At 68.0% G+C, this 23,737-nt stretch carries 28 protein-coding genes; 16 read left to right on the forward strand and 12 right to left on the reverse strand.

The window, feature by feature from the left end:
* Positions 1 to 3: 3 nt before the first annotated feature.
* Both dut and coaBC read right to left on the reverse strand, forming a co-directional pair.
* Complete coding sequence (gene dut / locus AC5P76_RS10455) at positions 4 to 477, reverse strand: dUTP diphosphatase (RefSeq protein ID WP_053516506.1); 474 nt, start codon at positions 475 to 477, stop codon at positions 4 to 6.
* Entirely contained in the window at positions 474 to 1,736 is a 1,263-nt protein-coding gene (coaBC, locus tag AC5P76_RS10460; RefSeq protein ID WP_065174227.1) for a bifunctional phosphopantothenoylcysteine decarboxylase/phosphopantothenate--cysteine ligase CoaBC, read from the reverse strand. The genes dut and coaBC overlap by 4 nt, the downstream gene beginning before the upstream one ends.
* A gap of 227 nt (positions 1,737 to 1,963) precedes the next feature.
* Between coaBC and AC5P76_RS10465 the strand changes: the two genes are divergently transcribed.
* From AC5P76_RS10465 to AC5P76_RS10480, 4 genes are all read left to right on the forward strand, one after another.
* Positions 1,964 to 2,590 (forward strand): response regulator, encoded by a 627-nt coding sequence (locus AC5P76_RS10465; RefSeq protein WP_053516509.1) that lies wholly within the window; start codon positions 1,964 to 1,966, stop codon positions 2,588 to 2,590.
* 70 nt (positions 2,591 to 2,660) lie between these two features.
* Positions 2,661 to 3,365: a RadC family protein gene (radC, locus tag AC5P76_RS10470; RefSeq protein WP_065174506.1), complete on the forward strand. Its 705-nt coding sequence runs from the start codon at positions 2,661 to 2,663 to the stop codon at positions 3,363 to 3,365.
* A gap of 115 nt (positions 3,366 to 3,480) precedes the next feature.
* Positions 3,481 to 5,169 carry an arginine--tRNA ligase gene (gene argS, locus AC5P76_RS10475; RefSeq protein WP_053516518.1) on the forward strand — a complete coding sequence of 563 codons (1,689 nt, stop codon included), beginning with the start codon at positions 3,481 to 3,483 and terminating at the stop codon, positions 5,167 to 5,169.
* 21 nt (positions 5,170 to 5,190) lie between these two features.
* Positions 5,191 to 6,069: an SPOR domain-containing protein gene (locus AC5P76_RS10480; protein WP_128987884.1), complete on the forward strand. Its 879-nt coding sequence runs from the start codon at positions 5,191 to 5,193 to the stop codon at positions 6,067 to 6,069.
* 99 nt (positions 6,070 to 6,168) lie between these two features.
* On the opposite strand, the gene AC5P76_RS10485 is transcribed toward AC5P76_RS10480, so the two are convergent.
* Both AC5P76_RS10485 and AC5P76_RS10490 read right to left on the reverse strand, forming a co-directional pair.
* Positions 6,169 to 6,921, reverse strand: a complete 753-nt coding sequence (locus tag AC5P76_RS10485) for an SDR family NAD(P)-dependent oxidoreductase (RefSeq protein ID WP_065174225.1) — start codon at positions 6,919 to 6,921, stop codon at positions 6,169 to 6,171.
* Positions 6,922 to 7,009: 88 nt separating this feature from the next.
* A complete protein-coding gene (locus AC5P76_RS10490; RefSeq protein WP_053516522.1) occupies positions 7,010 to 7,501 on the reverse strand; it encodes a hypothetical protein in 492 nt (163 codons plus the stop codon).
* 85 nt (positions 7,502 to 7,586) lie between these two features.
* Between AC5P76_RS10490 and AC5P76_RS10495 the strand changes: the two genes are divergently transcribed.
* Entirely contained in the window at positions 7,587 to 8,054 is a 468-nt protein-coding gene (locus AC5P76_RS10495; RefSeq protein WP_053516523.1) for a YehS family protein, read from the forward strand.
* Between the two features lie 52 nt (positions 8,055 to 8,106).
* Here the strand turns inward: AC5P76_RS10495 and AC5P76_RS10500 are convergent, their stop codons facing one another.
* Positions 8,107 to 8,799 carry a TorF family putative porin gene (locus tag AC5P76_RS10500; protein ID WP_253119881.1) on the reverse strand — a complete coding sequence of 231 codons (693 nt, stop codon included), beginning with the start codon at positions 8,797 to 8,799 and terminating at the stop codon, positions 8,107 to 8,109.
* 164 nt (positions 8,800 to 8,963) lie between these two features.
* Between AC5P76_RS10500 and AC5P76_RS10505 the strand changes: the two genes are divergently transcribed.
* Positions 8,964 to 9,353, forward strand: coding sequence for a DUF6165 family protein (locus AC5P76_RS10505; protein ID WP_065174221.1), 390 nt, complete (start codon positions 8,964 to 8,966; stop codon positions 9,351 to 9,353).
* Positions 9,354 to 9,362: 9 nt separating this feature from the next.
* On the opposite strand, the gene AC5P76_RS10510 is transcribed toward AC5P76_RS10505, so the two are convergent.
* Together AC5P76_RS10510 and AC5P76_RS10515 are read right to left on the reverse strand one after the other, a co-directional pair.
* Positions 9,363 to 10,034, reverse strand: coding sequence for a response regulator transcription factor (locus AC5P76_RS10510; RefSeq protein ID WP_053516559.1), 672 nt, complete (start codon positions 10,032 to 10,034; stop codon positions 9,363 to 9,365).
* A 186-nt stretch (positions 10,035 to 10,220) separates the two neighbouring features.
* Positions 10,221 to 10,793: an OmpO family porin gene (locus tag AC5P76_RS10515; protein WP_053516527.1), complete on the reverse strand. Its 573-nt coding sequence runs from the start codon at positions 10,791 to 10,793 to the stop codon at positions 10,221 to 10,223.
* Between the two features lie 274 nt (positions 10,794 to 11,067).
* Between AC5P76_RS10515 and AC5P76_RS10520 the strand changes: the two genes are divergently transcribed.
* Positions 11,068 to 11,427: a DUF1428 domain-containing protein gene (locus AC5P76_RS10520; protein ID WP_053516528.1), complete on the forward strand. Its 360-nt coding sequence runs from the start codon at positions 11,068 to 11,070 to the stop codon at positions 11,425 to 11,427.
* Between the two features lie 14 nt (positions 11,428 to 11,441).
* On the opposite strand, the gene AC5P76_RS10525 is transcribed toward AC5P76_RS10520, so the two are convergent.
* Together AC5P76_RS10525 and AC5P76_RS10530 are read right to left on the reverse strand one after the other, a co-directional pair.
* Positions 11,442 to 12,128 (reverse strand): hypothetical protein, encoded by a 687-nt coding sequence (locus tag AC5P76_RS10525; protein WP_128987890.1) that lies wholly within the window; start codon positions 12,126 to 12,128, stop codon positions 11,442 to 11,444.
* A 136-nt stretch (positions 12,129 to 12,264) separates the two neighbouring features.
* Positions 12,265 to 13,092: a hypothetical protein gene (locus AC5P76_RS10530; RefSeq protein ID WP_053516530.1), complete on the reverse strand. Its 828-nt coding sequence runs from the start codon at positions 13,090 to 13,092 to the stop codon at positions 12,265 to 12,267.
* Positions 13,093 to 13,583: 491 nt separating this feature from the next.
* Between AC5P76_RS10530 and AC5P76_RS10535 the strand changes: the two genes are divergently transcribed.
* The 9 genes from AC5P76_RS10535 to AC5P76_RS10575 all read left to right on the forward strand — a co-directional run bounded on the left by AC5P76_RS10535 (position 13,584) and on the right by AC5P76_RS10575 (position 21,477).
* Entirely contained in the window at positions 13,584 to 15,017 is a 1,434-nt protein-coding gene (locus AC5P76_RS10535; RefSeq protein ID WP_053516532.1) for a Do family serine endopeptidase, read from the forward strand.
* A gap of 103 nt (positions 15,018 to 15,120) precedes the next feature.
* Positions 15,121 to 15,486: a hypothetical protein gene (locus AC5P76_RS10540; protein ID WP_053516533.1), complete on the forward strand. Its 366-nt coding sequence runs from the start codon at positions 15,121 to 15,123 to the stop codon at positions 15,484 to 15,486.
* A gap of 9 nt (positions 15,487 to 15,495) precedes the next feature.
* On the forward strand, positions 15,496 to 15,966 hold the full coding sequence (locus AC5P76_RS10545; protein WP_053516534.1) for a phage holin family protein: 471 nt from the start codon (positions 15,496 to 15,498) through the stop codon (positions 15,964 to 15,966).
* Positions 15,963 to 16,400: a hypothetical protein gene (locus AC5P76_RS10550; protein WP_053516536.1), complete on the forward strand. Its 438-nt coding sequence runs from the start codon at positions 15,963 to 15,965 to the stop codon at positions 16,398 to 16,400. Before AC5P76_RS10545 ends, AC5P76_RS10550 begins: the two co-directional genes overlap by 4 nt.
* A 67-nt stretch (positions 16,401 to 16,467) precedes the next feature.
* Positions 16,468 to 17,577 (forward strand): AI-2E family transporter, encoded by a 1,110-nt coding sequence (locus tag AC5P76_RS10555; protein WP_053516537.1) that lies wholly within the window; start codon positions 16,468 to 16,470, stop codon positions 17,575 to 17,577.
* Positions 17,578 to 17,608: 31 nt separating this feature from the next.
* On the forward strand, positions 17,609 to 18,328 hold the full coding sequence (locus AC5P76_RS10560) for an HAD family hydrolase (protein WP_253119883.1): 720 nt from the start codon (positions 17,609 to 17,611) through the stop codon (positions 18,326 to 18,328).
* Between the two features lie 3 nt (positions 18,329 to 18,331).
* Positions 18,332 to 19,699 carry a leucyl aminopeptidase family protein gene (locus AC5P76_RS10565; protein WP_053516540.1) on the forward strand — a complete coding sequence of 456 codons (1,368 nt, stop codon included), beginning with the start codon at positions 18,332 to 18,334 and terminating at the stop codon, positions 19,697 to 19,699.
* A 141-nt stretch (positions 19,700 to 19,840) separates the two neighbouring features.
* Positions 19,841 to 20,944: a catalase family peroxidase gene (locus AC5P76_RS10570; RefSeq protein WP_253119886.1), complete on the forward strand. Its 1,104-nt coding sequence runs from the start codon at positions 19,841 to 19,843 to the stop codon at positions 20,942 to 20,944.
* A complete protein-coding gene (locus tag AC5P76_RS10575; protein ID WP_253119889.1) occupies positions 20,941 to 21,477 on the forward strand; it encodes a cytochrome b in 537 nt (178 codons plus the stop codon). The genes AC5P76_RS10570 and AC5P76_RS10575 overlap by 4 nt, the downstream gene beginning before the upstream one ends.
* Positions 21,478 to 21,567: 90 nt before the next feature.
* On the opposite strand, the gene AC5P76_RS10580 is transcribed toward AC5P76_RS10575, so the two are convergent.
* Genes AC5P76_RS10580 through AC5P76_RS10590 form a run of 3 tightly spaced genes read right to left on the reverse strand, consistent with a single transcriptional unit; the run spans position 21,568 to position 23,572 of the window.
* The gene (locus AC5P76_RS10580; RefSeq protein ID WP_053516542.1) at positions 21,568 to 22,170 is read right to left on the reverse strand and encodes a response regulator transcription factor; all 603 of its coding nucleotides are present in this window, start codon (positions 22,168 to 22,170) and stop codon (positions 21,568 to 21,570) included.
* Entirely contained in the window at positions 22,167 to 23,390 is a 1,224-nt protein-coding gene (locus AC5P76_RS10585; RefSeq protein WP_128987894.1) for a sensor histidine kinase, read from the reverse strand. Before AC5P76_RS10585 ends, AC5P76_RS10580 begins: the two co-directional genes overlap by 4 nt.
* A complete protein-coding gene (locus tag AC5P76_RS10590; protein ID WP_253119891.1) occupies positions 23,387 to 23,572 on the reverse strand; it encodes a hypothetical protein in 186 nt (61 codons plus the stop codon). Before AC5P76_RS10590 ends, AC5P76_RS10585 begins: the two co-directional genes overlap by 4 nt.
* Positions 23,573 to 23,737 lie beyond the last annotated feature (165 nt).

Consider the following 23,737-nt stretch of genomic DNA (forward strand, 5'->3'; position numbering starts at 1 on the left):
CCGTCAACGCACCCCGGTATGGCCGAATCCACCCGTTCCCCGCACGCTGTCGGTGAAAGTATCCACCACCTGCAGGCTGACGCGGGCAATCGGAACCACCACCAGCTGCGCGATGCGGTCACCCGGCTCGATCGTGAAGGCCTCGCGGCCCCGGTTCCAGACGCTGATCAGCAGCGGACCCTGGTAGTCGGCATCGATCAGGCCGGTGCCGTTGCCGAGGACGATGCCGTGGCGATGGCCCAGGCCCGAACGCGGCAGGATGACCGCGCACAGGTGCGGATCGGCAATGTGGATGGCCAGGCCACTGGGAACCAGCGCGGTATCGCCCGGCTGCAAAGTCAGCGCGGTGTCCAGCGCTGCGCGCAGGTCCATGCCGGCACTGGCCTCGGTGGCATACGCCGGCAGCGGCCAGCTGTCGCCGAAGCGCGGATCGAGCAGTTTGACCTGCAACGGTTGCGATGAAATCACCTGGGTCATGCCTGAAGCCTCCGCGCGATCAGCGCCAGCAGTTGTTCGGCCAGCTCGCGCTTGGAGGTCGCCGGGAATACCTGTTCGCCGTCCTGCCAGAAGGCCGTGGCGGCGTTGTTGTCACTTTCGAAGCCACCGCCACTGATGCCGACCTGGTTGGCGATCACCAGATCCAGGCGTTTGTCGACCAGCTTGCCACGCGCGTACTTCTCCACGTCGTGGGTTTCGGCGGCGAAACCGACCACCAGCTTCAGCGACTGCGTCTGCGCGGCCACCTCGGCCAGGATGTCCGGGGTACGCACCAGTTCGATCACCAGTGACTGGCTGTCGGCGGTCTTCTTCAGCTTCTGCGGCGCCACCTGCCGAGGGGTGTAGTCGGACACGGCGGCGGCACCGATATAGATGTCGGCCGGCAGCGATGAGAGCACAGCGTCGCGCATCTGCGCGGCCGAGCGCACATCGACGCGCTGCACGCCGACCGGCGTCGGCAGCTGCACGGGACCACTGACCAGCACCACCTGCGCCCCCATCGTCGCCGCGGCCGCGGCCAGTGCGAAGCCCATCTTGCCGCTGCTGCGGTTGCCGACGTAGCGCACCGGGTCGATGTCCTCGTAGGTGGGTCCGGCGCTGATCAGCACACGCAGTCCCTGCAGCGCGCGGGTTGCCGCGGGCGCGGCAGGTGCCACGGCATTGCCGTTGGCCGCCAGCGCGGCAACGATGTCACCCGGCTCGGCCAGCCGCCCCGGGCCGGACTCACCCTCGGCCAACGGCCCGTCGACCGGTCCGATCACCTGCGCGCCCCGCTGGCGCAGCAGTGCGATGTTGGCCTGCGTGGCCGGATGCAGCCACATGCGATGGTTCATCGCCGGACACACGGTCAGCGGCGCGGTACTGGCCAGGCACAACGTGCTGACCAGGTCGTCGGCGTGACCATGGGCCAGCCGCGCCAGCAGGTCGGCGGTGCCCGGTGCGATCACGATGCGGTCGGCCCAGCGCGCCAGCTCGATGTGGCCCATGGCCTGTTCTGCGGCGCTGTCCCACAACGTAGTGCGGGTCGGCTGCCCGGACAGGGCCTGGAAACTGAGCGGGGTCACGAACTGCTGGGCGCCGGCAGTCATCGCCACCTGCACCAGCGCCCCGGCATCGCGCAGCCGCCGCACCAGTTCCAGGGCCTTGTAAGCCGCAATCCCGCCGCCGACACACAACAGCAGTTTCTGGCCTTCCAGCGCGCCGGCCGGCGCGGGGGATGCGTTGGGGGAGTCAGCCACCTGGAATTCCTGTGCAAACGAGGGCGCTAGCTTACCCGATGGTCGGTAATGTCCCGATGCACAGCGCACATAGCTGGCAGCTATCAGCAGATGGAACTTCCACTACCGCAGTTCCCGGGTTCACCCGCCGATGATTCGGAACTTTCCTATACCCGTGCCCTGGTCGGCTTTGCAGAATCGGTACTGGCCACCTCCGGTGCGCCGCTCCGCTTCCCCGAGGATCCCGCGTGCAACCGCGCATCATCATCGCCGACGACCATCCGGTTGTACTGCATGGCATCCGTATCGTGCTGGAGGCTCACCAGATGCAGGTGGCCGGCAGCGCGGCCGACGGTGCCCAGCTGCTCGACCTGCTGCAGCGTGAAACCTGCCATGCCGTCCTCACCGACCTGTCCATGCCCGGCGTCGGCCCCGACGGCCCTGCGCTGCTGGGCGCACTGCGCGAGCGTCATCCGGGCCTGCCGGTGGTGGTGCTGACCGGAGCGCGCCACCCGGGACTGCTGGACAGGCTGCTGCGCGAAGGCATCGATGGCCTGGTCGACAAGTGCGCCGGCTTCGCCGAACTGCCGATGGCGCTCGCGGCAGCCATGTCCGGCCAGGTCTTCGTCTCACAGCAGCTGCGTCATCACCTGCAGTCGCGCGACCTGCTGTTCCAGCGCACGCCGGTCTCGCTCTCCGCGCGCGAGCAGGAAGTCCTGCAGCTGCTCGCCGAGGGCCTGAACATCAACGCCATCGCGGCCCGCTGCGGCCGCAGCCCGAAGACGATCAGCCGGCAGAAGGCCGAGGCCAAGCGCAAGCTGGGACTGCAGAGCAACCAGGAACTGTTCGACTACCTGAAGACCGTGCGCGATTGAGGCATCGGCTGACGGTCATCGGAGGCAAGCGCCGATGGGAGCGCCGGGCGCCGCTGGCGATGATGCAGGCATGCCCATCCATGACTGGCCTGAACAGGAACGTCCCCGCGAGAAGCTGCTGGCGCGGGGTCCCACCATGCTGTCCGACGCGGAGTTGCTGGCGCTGTTCCTCGGCTCCGGGGTCGGCGGCCGCGATGCCGTGCAGACCGCACGCGACCTGCTGCACGCGCACGGTCCGCTGCGGGTGCTGCTGGACCGGCCTGCCGGCGAGCTGGCACGACTGCCCGGGCTGGGGCCGGCCCGCAGCTGCACCCTTGCCGCCGGCCTGGAACTGGCCCACCGGTACCTGGCCGCCGAACTGCAGCACGGCGAAGCAGTTGGCGACAATCCCGGGGCGGTGGGGCGCTACCTGCAGCACCGTCTGCGCGGGCAGGCCCGCGAACTGTTCCTGGTGCTGTTCCTGGACAACCGCCACCGGCTGATCGCGTGCGAGGAACTGTTTGCCGGAACCCTCACCGCAGCGGCGGTCTATCCGCGGGAGGTCGTGCGGCGCGCCCTGCAGCTCAATGCCGCCGCCGTGATCATCAGCCACAACCACCCGTCCGGCGACCCGGAGCCATCGCCGGCCGACGCGCGCATCACCGAGGAGCTGCAGCAGGCCCTGGCCCTGGTCGACATCCGCCTGCTCGACCATTTCGTAGTGGGCGAAGGCCGCCCTGTTTCGTTTGCTGAACGTGGCCTGCTGGGCCAGCGCCAGGCCCGCCTGTTCGGCTGAGCCCCGGCCCCCCGGCCGACCCCGGGGGGACCGCACAGGCAGGCAACGGTCAGCGTGGCCGCCGGCATCTGCGCTAAAATGGGCGATTCCGCCGCTCATTCTCACAGCAGGCCTCGTGAAAAATCTCCTCCGCGCCCTGATCAGCCAAGGCATCGAAGCCTTGCGCGCCAATGGCACCCTGCCCGCCGACTCCCTGCCGCCGGACTTCGTGGTCGAGCGCCCGAAGACCCGTGACCATGGCGACTTCGCCACCAACGCCGCGATGCTGCTGGCCAAGGCCGCGCGCAGCAACCCGCGCGCACTGGCGCAGGCACTGGTCGAGGCGCTGCCGCGCAGCGAGGACGTCAGCAAGGTCGAGATCGCCGGACCCGGCTTCATCAACTTCCACCTCGCTCCGGCCGCGTACCAGCGCGAAGCCGCCTCGGTCATCAAGGAAGGCCACGACTACGGGCGCAACCTGTCCGGCAACGGCCGCACGGTGGGCGTGGAGTATGTGTCGGCCAACCCGACCGGTCCGCTGCACGTCGGCCATGGCCGCGCTGCGGCGATCGGCGACTGCGTGGCCCGCGTGCTCGACGCCAACGGCTGGAACGCCAAGCGTGAGTTCTATTACAACGACGCCGGCGTGCAGATCGAGAACCTGGCGCTGTCGGTGCAGGCCCGCGTCCAGGGCATCGCCCCGGACCAGGAGGGCTGGCCGGAAGGCGGCTACCGCGGCGAGTACATCGCCGATGTCGCGCGAGCCTACATGGCCGGCGCCAGCGTCGACCTGGAAGGCACCCTCGTGGTCGGCGCCAAGGATCCGCACGACATGCAGGCGATCCGCCGCTTCGCGGTGGCCTACCTGCGCAACGAGCAGAACCTGGACCTGGCCGCGTTCGGCGTCGATTTCGACATCTACTTCCTGGAAAGCTCGCTGTACGCCGATGGCAAGGTCGCGGAAACCGTGGCCAAGCTGCAGGCGTCCGGCCACACCTACGAGGAAGGCGGCGCACTGTGGCTGCGCAGCACCGACTTCGGTGACGACAAGGACCGCGTGATGCGCAAGTCCGACGGCACCTTCACCTACTTCGTGCCGGACGTGGCCTACCACCTGTCCAAATGGCAGCGCGGCTACGAGCGCGCGATCACCGAGCTGGGCGCCGACCACCATGGGTCGCTGGCGCGCGTGCGTGCAGGCCTGCAGGCGCTGGAAGTGGGCATCCCGCAGGGCTGGCCCGAGTATGTGCTGCATCAGATGGTCACCGTCATGCGCGGCGGCGAGGAAGTGAAGCTGTCCAAGCGTGCCGGCAGCTACTTCACCCTGCGCGACCTGATCGAAGAAGCTGGACGCGATGCGACCCGCTGGTTCCTGATCGCGCGCAAGCCCGATTCGCAGCTGACCTTCGACATCGATCTGGCCCGCCAGCAGAGCAACGACAACCCGGTGTTCTACGTGCAGTACGCGCATGCCCGCGTGTGCAGCCTGCTCCGCCAGGCGCAGGAGAAGGGCCTGGCCTATGACCAGGGCAGTGGCCTGGGTCAGCTCGTGCGCCTGGCCGATGACGCCTCGCTGCTGCTGATGAACGAGATCTCGCGCTATCCGGAAGTGGTCGAAGCCGCCGGCGTGGCGCTGGAGCCGCATCTGGTGGCGCAGTACCTGCGTGAATTGGCGCATGCCTTCCACACGTGGTATCACGGGACACCGGTGCTGGTGGACGACGCCGACGATCGCAACGCCAAGCTGACGCTGGCCTGCGCGGCGCGTCAGGTGCTGGCCAATGGCCTCGACCTCCTGGGCGTGAGCGCCCCGGAAAAAATGTAAGCATCAGGAGACGCAGTACACATGGCAGCACGACGCGGCAAAAACCAGGCACGACGCAACAGCAGCAGCCAGGGCACCCCGGGATGGGTGTGGCTGGTCGCCGGTGTGGCCATCGCCGCCGTGGTGTTCCTGGCGGCGCCGAATCTGTTCAAGGGCGAGGGCGATGGCTTCCTGCGCGCCGGTCCGCAGCCGAACCCGAACGCGCAGCCGGCGCCGGTCGCCGATGCCGACAGCGATGTCGGCACGCAGCCAGCCGCACAACCGGCCACGCCGAAACCTGCCGAAGCCGAGAAGCCGGCGGCGACCCAGTACGACTTCTACACCCTGCTGCCCGGCAAGGAAGTGGAGATGTCCGATGCCGAACTGGCCGCCAGCACCCGCGCCGAGGAACAGCGCCGGGCCAAGGCCGAAGCGCAGCGCGCGCAGGCGGCGCTGGAAGGCAAACCGGTCCCCGCAACGCCGGCACCGACCGCAACGGCCAGTGTCGCCAGCACGGCACCGGTGACCGCGACCAGCCGTCCGCTGCCTGCCCCGCTGAGCGAACGCCCGGCAACGGCTGCACCGGCCACGACCAGCCCGGCGGCGACCAGCACGGCATCGACCGCGCAGGCCGCCCGCGTGGACGCGGCGCCGACCGCCGCTGCGGCACCGGCCGTGGCCGGCGACAACGCGCGCTACATCCTGCAGGCAGGTGCGTTCGGCGCCTCCGGCGACGCCGAGGCCACCAAGGCCAAGCTGGCGATGATGGGCCTGGCGGCACGGGTGGAGTCGGCGCAGATCAATGGGAAGACCGTGTACCGCGTGCGCATGGGGCCCTACGGCAGCGCCGGTGAGCTGTCCGAAGCCAAGCAGAAGCTGGATGGCACCGGCCTGCAGGCGATGGCGATCAAGGCACAGTGATCGTTCGGGTCTGAACGGAAGAAGCCGGGCATTGCCCGGCTTTCTTTTTTTGGGCCCCGCAGGGCCGACCCACGCCGGGCGGCCCTGAAGGCACGCAGGTCAGCCCTCGCGCGCGACCTGGAAGCCGGCGAACGACTGGCTGACCGGCATCAGTTCCAGGCGGTTGATGTTCAGATGCGGCGGCAGGCTGGCAACCCAGAAGATCTGCTCGGCGATGTCCTCGGCGGTCATCGGGTTGGCGCCGGAGTACAGCTTGTCCGACGCGGCCTGGTCACCGTGGGTACGCACCACCGTGAACTCGGTCTCGGCCATGCCCGGCTCGATGGTGGTCACACGCACGCCCGTACCGTGCAGGTCCGAACGCAGGCCCAGCGAGAACTGGCTGACGAACGCCTTGGTACCGCCATACGCGTTGCCGCCCGGGTACGGGTAGACACCGGCAACCGACGAGATGTTGATGATCGCACCCCTGCGTTCGACCAGCTGCGGCAGCAGGCGGTGGGTCAACGTCACCAGGGCGGTGATGTTGGTATCGATCATCGTCGTCCAGTCCTGCAGGCTGGCGCTCTGCGCCGGAGCGGTGCCCTGCGCGAGACCGGCGTTGTTGACCAGCAGGTCGATCTCACCGAATGCGGGGGGCAGCGCCAGCAGCGCCGCTTCCATTGCGATCGGATCGCGGACATCAAACGCCGCTGCGTGCACCACGTCCTTGCCATAGCGCTCGACCAGCGGTTGCAGGCGATCGCTGCGACGGCCGGTGGCGATCACCTTCCAGCCTGCCTGGGCGAAGCGATGGACGGCGGCGGCGCCAAACCCGGACGTGGCGCCGGTAATCAGGACGGTGCGGGACATCAGGCAACTCCGTGGAGGAACGAGACCCCCATTCTGGCACCGTCGGCCGGACCCTGCCTTGCCTGATCGGTCTTCGCGCCGGGCACACTCAGCGCAGGCGGAACACGCGGGCCTTCGGCAGATCCTCGTCGACCTGCAGGAACCAGCGGCCGGCGATGCCCGGGATCACTTCGATCTGCGGCGCCTGGAGGGCCCTGCGCAGCTTCATCTGTCCCTTCATCACCTGCCATTGCTGTCCGTTGTCGAGGGTGAACACCGTGCCGGGGGCCCAACCGGCCACCTCCCCCACCACGCGTGCGCTGACCGGGCCTTCTTCCAGCCCCAGGTGCATGGCTGCCGGCGCCGGAACATTCGCAGGCAGCGGCGCGCCGGCGGGGGCGGCCGTGACCGCGGAAATGGCAGGCGACGCGGCCTCTGCCTGGCGCAGCACGCGGTTCAACGCCTGCAGCTGGGCCGGGCTCAGCCCCACTTCGGCCAGCTGGGCCGCAGTGAGCCGCTGTTCGACCGGAACAAAACGGTCCTGGGCATGGGCGGCAACACTGCTGGCCGCCAGCAGGAGGAGAACGAGGTACCGGCGCATCGGACGAGGTCTCTACGGAACAGCGCTCACGATGCTTCAATCCGGTGACAATCCGGTGACAACGGCCAGACCGCTACAATGGGCCATGATCAACAATGATGTACTGCGCAGCGTGCGCTACTCCCTGGACCTGGGCGACCATCACGTGGTGGCCCTGTGCCAGCTGGCCGACCCGACCTTCGCGGTGGATCTGGAGCAGGCCAGGGCGTGGCTGCGGCGCGAGGATGAAGCCGGCTTCGTGCCGATGGACGACAGTGCGCTGGCGCACTTCCTGGATGGCCTGATCGTGCACCTGCGCGGCCGCGACGAGAGCCAGCCGCAGCGCGCCGTGGAAACCCGCGTCGACAACAACCTGGTGCTGAAGAAGCTGCGCGTGGCGTTCCAGCTGCGCGACGTCGATCTGATGGACATCTTCGCCAGCGCCGGCTTCAAGGTATCCAAGTCCGAGATCGGGGCGCTGTTCCGCCAACCCGGACATGCCAACTACCGACGTTGCCTGGATCAGATGCTGCGCAACTTCCTCAAGGGCCTGAGCCAGCGCCTGCGCGGTTGAGCCGCGCGGTACCGGCCCATGGGGCCGATACCGTCGTAGCGGCGCCGGCCCGCTAGAAGCTGCCCTGCAGCGCCAGTTCCCAGCGCCCGCCCGCGTTGCCCGGGAACAGGCGTCTGGCCGCGGTATCGGTGTCATGCACGGTGGCCCGCACTTCCCACGCCGGAGCCAACGTGGCGATGGCGCTGAGCTGCCCGTGCAGGTAATCCGGCCCCTGTGCGGCCTCCAGCCAGTAGTGGCCCACGGCCGCTTCAAGCCGGAAGCGCTCGCGCAGCGGCAGGCGCACGCCCAGCTGTGCATACGTACCGCGATGGCCACCGGCCAGGGCATCGCTGGAATGCGCGACCTGCAGCCAGGTCCGCTGCTTCCAGCCCACCGTGGCAGCGAACTCTGTCCAGTCCAGCGCGCGGGCTGTCCCCGGATACACATAGCGGGTCAGGTTGGCGTCCAGCGTCCAGTCCGCGGCCGGTGTGCCGGACCAGCCCGCCACCAGATCGAACTCGCTGCGTGCGCCGTTGTCCGGCTTGAACGATACGTTCGAGCCCCACGCGCTGGCATACCACCCGGACGCGAGCGCGAACTTCGCTCCGGCCTGCACCGCCGGGTCGCCGTCACTCTGCGAACTGCCGCGCCAGACGTAGTCACTGGTCAACGTGGCGTTGCCGCTCACCTGTGCCTGTGCGGTGCCGACGCCCAGCAGCCCCGCCAACGCCGCGGCCACCGCCGCGATCATCCCCTTGCTGTTCACTGCACATCATTCCTCATCCAATGGCGGCTCAACCGCCGGGACGGCAGTGTCGATGGCAGGGCCGTAACGGTTCGATGGCGCTACCGTGGCCGGGGCGCAAAATCAGCGTAAAACCGCTTGGCAGTGGCGCGGTATGATGGCCGCCTGTTTCCAGGAAACCCCCCATGGACGCCATCCTGACGCCGGTATCGATCGGCGAGCTGATCGACAAGATCACCATTCTCGAGATCAAGGCCGAACGCATCGGCGATGCCACCAAGCTGGCCAATGTGCGCACCGAGCTGGACGGCCTGCTGCCGTTGCTGCAGCAGCAGCTGCAGGCACAGCCGGCACTTGCCGCGCTGAAGCAGCAGCTCAAGGCCATCAACGAGCGCATGTGGGACATCCAGGACCAGCTGCGCGACAAGGAAGCGGCACAGGTGTTCGATGATGCCTTCGTCCAGCTGGCGCGCGGCGTGTACGGTACCAATGGCGAGCGCGTGCAGGTCAAGAACGAGATCAACCGCGTTGCAGGTTCGGCACTGGTCGAAGAAAAGCAGTACCAGGGCGAATAAGCCCGGGTTTCAGCCGCATTCGAGCAGGTGGCGGATGCGGAACAACTCGCCGTCGCTGCGGATGCCGAGCTTCTGGTAGGCGGCTTTTTTCTGCGAGCTGACCGTGCTTGCGGAACGGCCGAAGCGCTGTGCGACTTCGCCGGTGCTGCAGCCTTCCAGCACCAGGCGCAGCACCTCGCGCTCGCGGCGGCTGAGCGGCATCAATGAGGGCATGCGGCGCGCCCGCGAGCGGCTCAACTGCGGGCGCAGTTCCGGCGGCACGAACCGCCCACCCCGGGCCACCACCTCCACAGCCCGCAGCAGCACGCGCGGTGCGGTCGCCTTGGACAGGAAGCCGCGCGCGCCGGCCTGCATGGCCGTCACCACCGTGCTGGCGTTGCAATGGGCTGAAAGCACCAGCACCGGCAACGACGGCCACTGCTGCGACAGCGTGCGCAGCAGTTGCAGGCCAACCCCCTGGTCACCCAGCGGAAGGGCATCGATCACCAGCAGATCGACACAACCGGGCTGCTGATGCAGCAGCGACAGCAGGTCGGCTTCATTGGCGAAGCTGCCACGGACCTGCAGACCGCTGTGCTCACATAACAACACTTCCAGGCCCAGCCGCAGCACCGGATGCGGATCCAGCAGCGCCAGGCGGCGCAGCTTCCCGGTATGCGGGGTGGCGGGGGCGGGCGGCATCAGTCGGATCCGGCGGAAGTGGATGCCCACCGTAGGTCGCGCCCTGCAACGGCGGAATCCAATTCGTTGCAATGCAGCATCGACTGCGCAGCCGCAGTCAGATTTCATTTCGGTTGGGTGGAACGCAACAGGCCCGGCAGATGCCGGGCCTGTCGATGCACGCAGGGCGCAGAGCGCCTGCAGCGATTACCAGCTGAAGCGCGGGCCGACGGTGTATTCCTTGTCACCGTCGCGGTTCATCTTGAGCTCGCCGTTCAGGCCCCAGTTCTGGTTCAGCTTCACCTGACCACCCAGGCGGCCGTACCACTCGCCTTCCGGATTGATGCCGCGCTTCTTCGAGAAGTCTTCGTAACCAACCATGCCGTAGACTTCGGCGTGGGCACCGAACGCGGTGCGGATGCCGGCTTCAGCGCTGTAGCCGTTGAAATCCAGACCATGCTCCAGGTCACGCTTCTGGTACGCCACGCGGGCCACGAAGTCGGTCGACGGTGCGATTTCCTGGTTGTAGCCGACACCGACCTTCCACTGGTCCAGCTTGAGGTTGGTGTGGTCGATTTCCTGGCGGCTGTAGTCACCGAAGGCGTGGAAGTTCGGCAGGAAGCCGTAGGAACCCTTCACGCCCCAGCCGTCGGCCTTGAACGCGTCGATGTCGGTCTTGGCGTAGTTGGCTTCAGCATAGTTGTAGGACAGGTTCTCGGCAGCCGAGGCGGAGAACGGCAGGGCAGCAGCCAGCGCCAGGGCAATCAGCGAATTCTTCATGGGGGTACACCTTTACTTTCTTATGGTGAGCAGCAGCGCGGAAGCGCCGTCGCATCGGGAATGTAAATTCTCCGTTATTCGCCACAACGCACCCTGAAAACAGCAGGCTTCGCATTGCTGAATTTTCTGGGTTGATTCAGGCGGTCTCTGGCATACGCGCGGCGCGCGGGTACGTCCTGCATGCTTCTATCGCGGCCGTGTCGATCTGCCGCGCCCTGGTTCGTCGAACAGAAGAAGGCCGCACATGCAGTGCGGTCCATCACGGAGGCAGGCAATGAGCTACATCGATGGTTTCGTTCTGGCGGTTCCCACCGCCAACAAGGAAAAGTTCCTCGCCCATGCGCGAAGCGGCGACGTGGTCTTCATCGAGTACGGGGCGCTGCGCGTGGTCGAGTGCTGGGGCGATGACGTGCCGCATGGCAAGACAACGGACTTCTTCGGCGCAGTGAAAGCAACACCGGAAGAGACGGTGGTGTTTTCCTGGATCGAGTGGCCTGACAAGGCCACCCGTGATGCAGGCATGCAGAAGATGATGGAAGACCCGCGCCTGGACCCCGCGAAGAACCCGATGCCGTTCGACGGCGCGCGGATGATCTATGGCGGTTTCACACCCATCTACGAACTGACCCGCTGACGCCTTCGCGGCGCTCAGCGCGTACCTGCGTCGTCTTCTCCGGCAGTGCCGGCGCCCAGTGCGGCGCCGGCCCCCAGGCCGAGCCCGCCCATGCCGGCACCCATGCCCATTCCTCCGCCGCCGCCCGCACGACTGCCCTTGCCTTCGCCTTCAGGGCGGCCTTTGCCGCCCCCGCTGCCGCTTGCGGGCCGGGTCGGGCCCTGCCGTGGAATCTGCAGATCGGCCGGGATCGGCGCCAGATCCAGCGCTTCGCGGACAAAATCGCGCAGCGACACCACCAGCTCATGCGTGTGCACCGGTCGTCCCTGCGCCAACTCATCGGCGGCGCGCGCGGCCAGCCGCACCTGCTCATCGGTACCCAGCAGCAGGATGTCCGACAAGGCCGCTTCGACGGCGTCGCGGATGCGCCGCGCGCGATCCGAACCGGGTTCGACGATGCCCTGCTCATGGGCGCGCTGGCGCAGGTCGCGCAGATGGCTGGGGTCGACCCCCAGCTCACCGGTGAACGAACCGCCCAGGGTCTTGTAGGCGGCCATCAGCGTGCGCAGCCGTTCGTTGATCTGCCGGTTCTCGCGCTCGCGGCGCTGCTGCAGGGTCTGCATCACCAGCAGGCGGATACCCACGCCCAGCAGCGTGATCAGCACCAGGCCGGCCAACGTGGAAAGCACACCCTGCCAGGAACTGAAATCGATGCCACGCATGATGGGAACTCCAGCGGAGGGACTTCATCTTGCCCCAGGACGACCCCGCAGGCTTCATGCCGGGCCGTTGTCCCCCCCATGAACGCAGAAGGCCCCACCGCCCGGCAGGGCGGAGGGGCCTTCGCCGCTCGCGCGATTACTTGCGCTTGGCGGCCTTGCGCACGGCCTTCTTCGCCGGGGCCTTCTTGGCAGCGGCCTTCTTCAGCGGTGCAGCCTTGCGGGCGACAGCCTTCTTGGTGGTCGCTGCCTTCTTGGCAACCGTCTTGCGGGTGGCAGCGGCCTTCTTGCCGACCACCTTCTTGGCGGCAGCCGTCTTCTTGGTGGCGACCTTGCGGGTAGCGGCAACCTTCTTGCCGACAACCTTCTTCGCGGCCACGGTCTTCTTGCCAGCCACCTTCTTGGCGGCGACCGTCTTCTTGGCCACGGCCTTCTTGGCGGTGGCCACCTTCTTGCCGACAACCTTCTTCGCGGCGGCGGCCTTCTTGGCAACCGTCTTCTTGGTGGCGGCTGCCTTCTTGGTCGCAGCCTTCTTCACCGTGGCGACCTTCTTGCCGGCAGCCTTGGTGGCGGCCTTCGTGGTCTTCTTGGCAACAGCAGCCTTCTTGGCGACAGTCTTGCCGGCAGCGGCCTTCTTCTTGGCCACTTCCTTCTTCAGGGCAGCGGCTTCGGCCTTGGCATTCTTCTTGGCGGCTTCCAGCTTCTGCTTGGCCTTGGCGACCGTCTTGCCGACCGACTTGGCGGCCTTCTCGGCCTTCTTGGCAACGGTCTTCTCGACCTTGGCCACGGCCTTCTTGGCCTTGGCGACGCGGGTGGTGGCGGCCTTGCGGGCGCGCTTGACGGTCTTCTTGACCGACTTCACTGCGTCTTCAGCGGCGTGGGCGATGGTCTCGCCGACGTTGGTGGCGGTTTCTTTCGCGTTCTCGACGGCGTCGGTCACGACCGACACACCATTACCGTTGCTCATGTTGCCCTCCTGGGGGCGTGGATTGTCAAAACGGGGCGATGCTATACCGACAATGACGATCGTGGAACGGGTGGTACGCCTGCAATCGCGTCTGCTGCGACGATAGTAGTGTAGGGGGAGGCTGGTGCTGCTACCGTCGATCCGCAGCAAACCCCTTTTTTTCAGCGCTGCGCCATGGGATTGAGGTGCACGTCGCGGCGACGGGCTGCCTGCACGCCCCTTGCCGGAACCTGCACGCGCGACGTGCCATCGCACACCTTGGATCGGCGGAACTGCGCAAGTATCAGAGGGTGTCCTGACCACGCCGGCGGACACACCCTATCGGTGTAGCGCCGATGGCCGACCGCACCGCAGGCGGGTCAGCCGTCGTCGGGCGCCGCATCGACGAGGGTCTCTTTCATCGCGCATTTATCCACGCCGCGGCAGATTCATTCAGCTTGTTTTACCGTATGGGCCAACGGCCCCCATCCCACGCCTGCGAACCGACTCCCATGCGACCGCTACCTACCCTTCTCACGCTCGCAATCGCCGCCGCCTTCGGTGGATTCGTCGCCACCGGCATCAACGCCCACCTGGACAACCGCGCCGACGCCGCGCCCTTGCCGGCGGCCCTTCCGGCCACCGCCGCATTGCCGGCTTCGGTCGCCGGCCAGCCGGTGCCTTCGCTGGCACCGATGCTGGAAAAGACCATGCCCGCCGTGGTCAGCGTCAACACCAAGCAGGTGGTACGGGTACGCAACCCCTTCTTCAACGACCCGTTCTTCCGCCGCCTGTTCCCGGACATCCCGCAGGAACGGATCAACGAATCGCTGGGTTCGGGCGTCATCATCGACGCGAAGGAAGGCCTGGTGCTGACCAACCACCACGTCATCGAGAACGCCGATGACGTGCAGGTGACGCTCGCTGACGGGCGCACGGTCAAGGCGGAATTCCTCGGTTCGGACCGCGACACCGACATCGCCCTGATCCGCATCCCGGCGCAGAACCTCACCGAGATCAAGCTCGGCAACAGCGACCAGCTGCGGGTCGGCGACTTCGTGGTGGCGATCGGCAATCCGTTCGGCTTCAGCCAGACGGTGACCTCGGGCATCGTCTCGGCGGTCGGCCGCAGTGGCATCCGTGGGCTGGGCTACCAGAACTTCATCCAGACCGACGCCTCGATCAACCCGGGCAACTCCGGAGGTGCGCTGGTCGATCTGCAGGGCCAGCTGGTCGGCATCAACACCGCCAGCTTCAACCCGCAGGGCAGCATGGCCGGCAACATCGGCCTGGGCCTGGCCATTCCCACCAACCTGGCGCGCAGCGTGGTCGACCAGCTGGTCAAGCATGGCGTGGTGGTGCGCGGCACCCTGGGCGTGGAAAGCCAGAACCTGAGCGCGCAGATCGCCCAGGGCCTGGGCCTGGGCGAAACCCGCGGCGCGCTGATCACCCGGGTACTGGCCGGTTCGGCCGGTGCGGCGGCCGGGCTGAAGCCGGGCGACGTCGTGGTTGCCGCCAACGGTCAGCGCGTGGACAGCGCCGAAGCCCTGCACAACGTGGAGGGCCTGGCAGCGGTAGGCAGCGTACTGGCGCTGGACGTGCGCCGCGAAGGCAAGCCGCTGCAGATCCGGGCGACGCTGAAGGAGCAGGCGCGCGCCGCCAGCGGCGACAGCCTGGACCCGCGCCTGGGCGGCGCGACCTTCGTCGACCTGCCCGAATCACTGCGCCAGTCCGGCGTACGCGGGGTGCTGGTCAGCGAGGTCAAGCGCGGCAGCCGCGCAGCCAGCAACGGGCTCCAGCAGGGCGACATCATCACCGATGCCACGGTGGGTGAATTCGCCGACCTGGCCAGCTGGCGCGCCAATTTCCAGCAGCGGCCACCGACCCTGGTGCTGCGCATCCTGCGCAACAACGGCCAGCAGCAGGGCCAGTTGGTGATGCGCTGATCGCTCCGCCGTAACACCCCCTATACCCGGCCAGTGCTATTGCTGTACGTCCCTGTCGGCTGAAGCCGATCGTCCGTTCCCCCATCGCAACAGGAGTGATTCGATGAGCCCCACCAATACCGAGAACCTGAAGGAACACCTGGGTGAAGCCGGTTCCCACCTCAAGCAGGCCGCCAGTGCTGCCGGCGGTGCGATCAAGGGCGCGACCGGCGCTGCAACCGACGAACTGCGCATCGGCAAGGCCAACGTCAAGGCCGAGCTGTCCGACACGGCGCTGTCCGGCCTGGCTGCGGCTGAATTCGGCGGCGCTGCCGCCAAGGAACAGGTCGATGCACTGATGGACAAGGGCAAGGATCTGATCGACAGCGCCGCTGAACTGATCCGTGAACGTCCCTTGGCATCGTTCGGTGTTGCCTTCGCCACTGGCTGGATCATCGCCAAGCTGGCTCGCGGCAGCAGCGACAAGTAAGTCCACGGCGTGAGCGAAGACAACACGCAACGCCCCGATCCGGCGGCCACCCCGCCGCTGGACGAGAGCATCCGCCAGGTCGGCGCGGCCGGTCGCGCCGCCGCCGATTCGGCCAAGCACACGCTGCGCTCGCTGCGTCGCCTGGCCTCGTCGGATTTCGCGCTCGCCCGCAGTGCGTTCGGCCGGGCCCTGGCCTGGGCGGGCGTGGCGATCGTGTTCGGGGCCTCGGCCTGGCTGCTGATGGCCGCCACGCTCATCGCCCTGCTGCAGAGCTGGGGCCTGAGTTGGCTGCAGGCGCTTCTGATCACCTCGCTGATCAGCCTCGCAGTAACCGGCTATGCGATCTGGCGGGTGTCCTACTTCTTCCACCACACCGGCATGCATGCTACCCGGCGCCAGCTGTCGCGCCTTGGCCTGTTCGACGAGCCCAGCGAAGACGATCCCGATGCCGGCGTACAGATTCCGGAGGGCAAGCCATGAAGTTCGGCGCATTGCAGCGGCGGGTGAAGCGTTGCGAACAGGTGGTGGCCGTGCGCATGGGTGAAACCCAGGACAACTGGACCGTGCTCAGCGAGGTCTGGCGCCGGGGCTGGTCTCCCCTGCGCATCGTGGTGGTCGGCCTGGCCGGTGGCTTCGTGGCCGGCAAGCTGGAAGTGCCGGGCAAAGTGAACGGTGCGCGCTGGCTGCAGATGATCGGCTCGGTCTCCAGCCTGGTGGCCAGCGGCCAGGCAGCGCTGGCTGCCGCCGTGGCAGCCTACGCCGCCGACACCGCAGACGATGCGGCCGACACTGCCGAAGCCGCCGCCGACCCGGTCGCTCCCGCTGCCGCGGCACCCGCTTCCGCGCCACCTGCCGAGCCTGAGGCGCGCGAACCGCGGCCTGCCGAAGCGGCCACCGAACTGTCCGAACGTTGACGAACAGCATCCGCCGCGTTGACCGCGGCGGACAGATAATAGGCTCCCCTTCCCGGTCGGTACGTCGATGAGCGAGTCCCTCCTGTCCCCGTCACCGGCCGAACCCGCACCGTCTGCTGCCGCCCTTCCGCCGCCCACCCGCCCGCGCGGGCCGATGTCGCTGGTGGTGCTGGCAACGCTGGCGGTGGCCTACACGCTGTGGGCCGCACAGGACATCATCCTGCCGGTACTGCTGGCGATGTTCTTCGCGCTGGTCGGCAACCCGATCCTGCGCCTGCTGCAGAAGCTGTGGATTCCGCGGGCGCTGGGAGCGCTGCTGGTTCTCGGTGCCGGCCTGGGCGTGACCAGCTCGCTGGCCGTGCAGCTGATCGGCCCGGCGATGGAATGGGCGCAGGAAGCGCCACAACAGCTGCGCAAGGTCGCCCGGCAGGTACAGGATCTGACCAAGCCGGTGCAGCAGGCCAATCTGGCGGCCGAGAACTTCGCCCGCGTTGCCGGCGGCGACAGCAATCGCAAGGTGCAGGTGATCCGCACCCAGCTGGACGATCCCTATCGCATGCTGACCCGCGCACCCCGGCTGGCCGCCTCGGTACTGGCCGTGGTCCTGCTGACGCTGTTCTTCATGATCTATGGGCAAAGCCTGCAGCGCGCGGCGATCGCATTGTTCCCGAACCGCCAGCAACAGCGCTTCACCAGCGACATCCTGCGCTCGATCGAGCGCGAGGTGTCGCGCTATGTGCTGACCATCAGCGTGATCAACACGCTGGTCGGCCTGGTTTTCGCGGGCGTGCTGATGCTGCTGGGGATCGGCCTGCAGGAAGCGCTGCTGTGGGGGACGGTGGCGGCACTGCTGAACTTCGCGCCCTATGTGGGCCCGTTGATCGGAGTGGCGCTGATGCTGCTGATGGGCTTCGTCGAATTCCGCGACCCGCTGCAGGCACTGCTGCCCGCTGCGGCATATCTGGGCCTGCATACCCTGGAGGGCCAGCTGGTGACCCCGATCGTGCTGGGCCGGCGCATGAAGCTCTCGCCGCTGGTCCTGATCCTGGCACTGATGGTGTTCGGCTGGGCCTGGGGCATGATCGGGCTGCTGCTGGCGGTGCCGCTGCTGGTCTGCATCAAGCTGGTGCTGGCCCGGCTGGACGGCATGCAGGGCTGGGCGCGCCTGCTGGAATGAAAGCGCGTGCGGGCAGGCGTAGAATGGCCGGGTGAATTTCCCTGTCCTTGCCATCACCCTCGACCTCGACGACACGCTGTGGCCGTTCGCACCGATCGGCGCCCGCATCGACCAGGTGCTGCACGACTGGATGCGTGAACACAGCCCGGCCACCGCCGCGATGTATCCGCTGGCGGCGATGCGCGAACTGCGCGAGCGCTCGTTCCGCGACAACCCGCATCTGCATCATGACCTGAGCGCGCTGCGCCGGCTGACGCTGCGTGAGGCGCTGCAGAACAGCGGCGCCAGCCTGGACCTGCTGGAGCCGGCCTACGAAGCGTTCTATGCCGCGCGCAACCAGGTGGAGTGCTATCCCGATGCCCTCGATGCTCTGGAGCGTATCGCCGCGCGGGTACCGGTGGCCGCGCTGAGCAATGGCAATGCGGACCTGCAGCGGATCGGGCTGGCCCATCATTTCGCCTTCCAGCTGGGTGCGCGCGAACATGGCGCGGCGAAGCCGGAGGCGAGCATTTTCCATGCCGCGTGTGCCCGGCTGGGCGTGGCCCCGGCGCAGGTGCTGCATGTCGGTGACCACATCGAGATGGACGTGGCCGGCGCCATCGCCGCCGGCCTGCGCGGCTGCTGGATCAACCGCGACGCCGCCACCTGGACCCATCCGCAGCTGCAGCCCGACCTGCAGTTCGACACCCTCACCGGCCTGGCCGACTGGTTGGACGCCAACCTCGGCGCCACCGCACCCCGGAGCAATTGACGCATGAGCGAGATCACGGGCTTCACCGCCGACACTTCTGCCGCACTGCCGCTGTACGTGCTGGATCGCGAGCAGTTCGCCCGCTGGAACGCCGGACAGCCGGCCGCCACGCAGGCCTGGCTGGCCTCGCAGGGCTTCACCGCCGGCTCGCACAGCATCGCCCTGCTGCCCGGCAGCGAGGGTCTGGCCGGTGCGGTGATGGGCGTGGGCGATCGCGGCGATGCCTACAGCTATGCGCACGCGCCGCACGCCCTGCCCGAAGGCAGCGTGTGGCAGCTCGCCAGTGAGCTGCCGGCCAGCGAGCAGGCACTGCTGCAGCTGGGCTGGGGCCTGGGCAGCTATCGCTTCGACCGCTACCGCAAGCGCAACCGGCACCCGGCGCAGCTGGTTGCCGCACCGACCGGGGAAGTGGCGGATCTGATCGCCGCCAGCCTGCGCGTGCGCGACTGGGTCAACACGCCCACCGAGGACATGGGTCCGCAGCAGCTGGAAGAGGCCGCACGCACGCTGGCAGCGGCGCACGGCGCCGAGGTCGAAGCGATCACCGGTGATGCGCTGCTGGCGCAGAATTTCCCGGCCATCCATGCCGTCGGCCGCGCATCGCATCGCGCGCCGCGCCTGGTCGTGCTGCGCTGGGGCAAGGCGACGGATCCTGCGCTGGTGCTGGTCGGCAAGGGCGTGTGCTTCGATACCGGTGGGCTGGACATCAAGCCGGCTGATGGCATGCGCAACATGAAGAAGGACATGGGCGGCGCCGCGCACGCGCTGGCCCTGGCAGGACTGGTGATGGCCCAGCAGCTGCCGGTGCGCCTGACCCTGCTGGTGCCGGCGGTGGAGAACGCGATCGGCCCGGATGCGTTCCGTCCGGGCGAAGTCATCGCCACCCGCAAGGGCCTGAGCGTGGAGATCGACAACACCGACGCCGAAGGCCGTGTGATCCTGTGCGACGCGTTGACCTTCGCCGCTGAGCAGAAGCCGGACCTGGTTCTGGACTTCGCGACCCTGACCGGCGCTGCGCGCATCGCGCTGGGCCCGGACCTGCCGGCACTTTTCAGCAACGATGACACCGTCGCCCAGCAGTGGCTGCAGGCCGGAGATGAAACGCGCGACCCGGTCTGGCGCATGCCGCTGTGGCGTCCCTACCTGCGTTACCTGAGCAGCGGCATCGCCGACCTGGCCAATGCCGGTTCGCGCATGGCGGGCTCGGTTACCGCCGCGCTGTACCTGGAGCGCTTCCTTGAGGATGGCCAGCGCTGGGCGCACCTGGATGTGTACGCCTGGAACGATGGCGAACGGCCGGGCCGCCCGGCCGGCGGCGAAGCACTGGCCCTGCGCTCGGCCTGGGCGATGCTGAAGGCACGCTACGCCTGAGCGCAGCCGATGCGCGGGTGGAGCCGGACAGGGGTCCGCTCCACCGGGTTGTGACGAAAAATTGAATTCCGGCCACGGTCGGGTTCTGCGAGGATGTGTCGGTCGACCACCCACACATTCCGTGAAGGCAGGACTCCGACCATGTCGCTCTTCCGCTACACCCGCGCCGGCCAGGGGCCGCGCACACCGCGCAGGCATTCGCCGCTGCCCTGGATCGCGCTGATCGCCCTGATTCTTGGCGGGATCACGCTGGGCTTTGCCTGGCTGGCCGGCTGGGTCGGCCACCGCCTCACCGCGCAACGCTTCACCGACACCATCGAGGCCACCGGCCCGGCCCATCCCGGGTTCCGCCGTGCGCACAGCAAGGGCGTGTGCGTGAGCGGCTGGTTCGCACCCAGTGCACAGGCGCCGACGCTGTCCAGCACGCGCGTGTTCTCGCAGGCCCGGGTACCGGTGCTGGGCCGCCTGTCGATCGGTGGTGGCGATCCCCATGGGGCCGATGGCAGCGCCCGGGTGCGCAGCATCGCCCTGCAGCTGGTCAGCGACGATGGCCAGGAATGGCGGATGGCGATGAACAGTTTCCCGTTCTTCGCGGTGCCGACGGCGGAGGCCTTCTTCGAACAGACGCAGGCGCAGATCCCCGATCCGGCGACCGGCAAGCCCGACCCGCAGAAGATGGCGGCGGTGCTGGCCAAGTACCCCAGCGCGCAGGCGTTCCAGCAATGGGCACGGACCGCGCCGTGGACCGACAGCTGGGCCAATACCCGCTTCAACAGCGTCAACAGCTTCTGGTTCACCAATGCGCAGGGCCAGCGACGCGCCGTGCGCTGGCAATGGCAGCCCCGCACGCCGGTCGCCGAGCTTGATGCCGACGCCCGCAAGCGCGCCGATGTCGATTTCCTCAGCCAGGACCTGCAGCGCCGGCTGGCGGCCGGCCCGGTGCAATGGGACCTGGTTGTCAGCATCGCCGAACCGGGGGACGCCATCGATGATCCGTCGGTGCCCTGGCCGGACGCGCGGGAAACGGTGGTGGCAGGCGTGCTGAGCCTGGAACGCATGCAGTCGCAGGAACAGGGCGCCTGCGGCGAGCTGAACTTCGACCCGCTGATCCTGCCCAGCGGCATCCGCGGCAGTGATGATCCGATCCTGGCCGCGCGGTCGGCGGTCTATTCGCAGTCGTTCAACCGGCGCGAGCGCGAGCGCGCGGCCGGAGCGGCAGCGCAACCGAAGGAGGCTGCACGATGAGTACCGGCAATGGCCACTTCAACCTGTTGGCGCGGGTACTGCACTGGTCGATGGCGGTGATGATCATCGCCATGCTGTTCATCGGCGTGACCATGGTCGCCTCGCTGCACCTGCGGCCGATGCTGCTCGACCTGCACCGCCCGCTGGGCATCGCGATCGGCGTGCTGGTGCTGCTGCGCCTGTACAACCGCCTGCGCCATCGGCCGCCGCCGCTGCCGGCCGATCTTCCGGTGTGGCAGGTGATGGCGGCAAAGGCATCGCACTGGATGCTGTACGCGCTGATGCTGGCAATGCCGCTGGTGGGCTGGGCAATGCTGTCCGCGGGAGGCTACCCCATCGTGCTGGGGGGCGGACTGCACCTGCCACCGATCGTGCCGCACACACCGGCACTGTATGCGGCGCTGCGCAGCGCGCACAGCCTGCTGGCCTACGTGCTGTTCGCCACGGTGCTGATGCATGTCGGTGCCGCCCTCTTCCACCTGTGGGTCCGCCACGATGGCGTGTTCCAGGCGATGGCGCGCGGGAAGGACTGACGCGACTGCGGCCTGTCGATCGCTCGTGGGCCAGGGAACCCCTCGGGAGCCGCCGGGCATGGCTCGGCCCAAAAGGGTTGAGCCACTCCGCTACAGCCAGCCCTTCTGCCGCGCCAGCCGGTACGCCTCGATCCGGTTGGCCACGCCCAGCTTGCCGATGCACTCGGACAGGTAGTTGCGCACCGTGCCGTGCGACAGTCCCAACTGCTCGGCGATCTCGCTGGCGGTCCGGCCTTCGCCCGCCAGGCGCAGCACGCGCCGCTCGCGGTCGGTGAGCGGGTCCGCCTGTGACCAGGCATCGAGTGCCAGCTGTGGGTCGATCGCACGCACGCCCTGCTTCACCTTGCGCAGTGCATCGGCCAGGTTCTCCGCTGGCGCGTCCTTGAGCAGATAGCCGAGCACGCCTGCGTCCAGCGCGCGGCGCAGGAAGCCGGCGCGCGCGAAGGTGGTCACGATCACCACCTTGATGGGCAGTTCGTGGCGTGCGATGCGCTGGGCCAGTTCCAGCCCTGACAGACCGGGCATCTCGATATCGGTCACCAGGATGTCCGGCTTCAGCTGCTGCAGCATGCGCCAGGCGGCCTCGCCATCGGCGGCGCTGCCCAGCACCTCGATGTCCGCCTCCAGGCTGAGCAATGCGGACAGTGCGCCGCGCACCATGGCCTGGTCTTCGGCCAGCAGGATGCGGATCATGCCGCGCCGTCCTGCGCCACCGGCGCGGGTGCAGCGGGCGGCAACGGGACAGTGGCCGCCGACAGCGGCACGCGCACGCTCAGCACCGTGCCCTCGCCGCGCGGAGACTGCACGGTGACATACCCGCCCAGCGCCGCGGCGCGCTCACGCATGCCGCTCAGTCCATTGCCTTCGGCCTGCATGCCACCCCGGCCATCATCGCGGATCTGCATCACCAGTACTTTTCCTTCCTTCATGAAGTCCACCCGCGCCTGTGTCGCCTGTGCATGGCGGGCAATATTCGTCGCGGCCTCCCGCAGGATCAGCGCCAGTCCACGCTCCACCTCCACCGGCATCGGCGGCGGCGGCGCGTACTGCAGATGCACCTGCTGGCACTCCAGCAGCAGCCGCGCCGAGGCCAGCTCCCCGGCCAGGTCGCTGGCCCGGATGCCGGTGACCGCACTGCGCACCTGCGCCAGCGCTTCGCGGGCGATGGCCTCGGCCTCGCCAATCTCCTGCCGCGCGCGCGCGTCGCCGCGATCGTGCAGTTTGCGTGCCAGTTCCAGCTTCAAGGTAATCAGCGACAGAGTATGGCCGAGCAGATCGTGCAGATCGCGGCCGATGCGCTCACGCTCGGCGGTGGTGGCCAGTCGCCGCACTTCCTCCTGCGACAGCTGCAATGCCGCGTCCTTCTGCTGGTTGATCGCCTCCACGTTCACCACCAGGCCGACGATGTACGACACCGCTGGAATCCAGACCAGGCTCTGCCACGGATACTGGAACCACACGGCGAGACTGCAGAACAGGATGTTCAGGCCGGTGAGCTGCAACAGATACGTCCACCAGCTGCCCCGCCCGCTCACCCTCAGCAGCACGCAGCCGAACACGAAGTAGGTCAGCCCGGACGGATACCAGGGCAGCAGCACAAGCGCCATCGCGATCAGACCCAGCGCATAACGGGGCGCATGATGGCGTGGAGCCACCATCACCCTCGTGTAAAGCAGCAGGAACACCGGGTAACTGGCCAGCGTCAGCAGCAGCCAGCGCAGGTTGAAGCCGTGGCCGAGCAGTGGCGTCAGGACGATCCACACCGACCACAGCAGATGGATCGCCTCGCTCCAGGGCGACTTGCCACGCCGCAGCGTGTCGGCGACCGCCGAGTCCGGCGCAGGGCGCAGCAGGGAGGCCAGCCAGCTCGATGACACGGGAGGGTCCAGGCGGGAACGATCGCTGCCGATCATGCCAGTTCAGCCGCTCCTGCGCAGGCGCGGGCGCGCCAGCACGGCCCTGCCGGCCGCGTGCGCTGCCCTCCGCCAGGCCTGCGCAGGCGCAACAGCCCGCTGATCGCGGTACTCTTGCCGGCGCCGTTACGACGCACCTGCACCTGCTGCAGGCCAGCCAGCGACGGGGCGATCGGAGCCATGGGCGGTACCGGTAGCGGGGACGTTGCCATCCTGCGCCCCCTTGGTCACGTTTCGCAGTTGCCACCGTCAAGGTCATCGGATGACAGCTGTCACTGCCGTCATCCCCGTGCCTGCCGTCATGCTGTGCCGCACGCTCCACTGCCGGAACCGCCGCTGTCCGCCCT

It is taken from the genome of Stenotrophomonas sp. YJH_SMC_36, assembly GCF_059369935.1.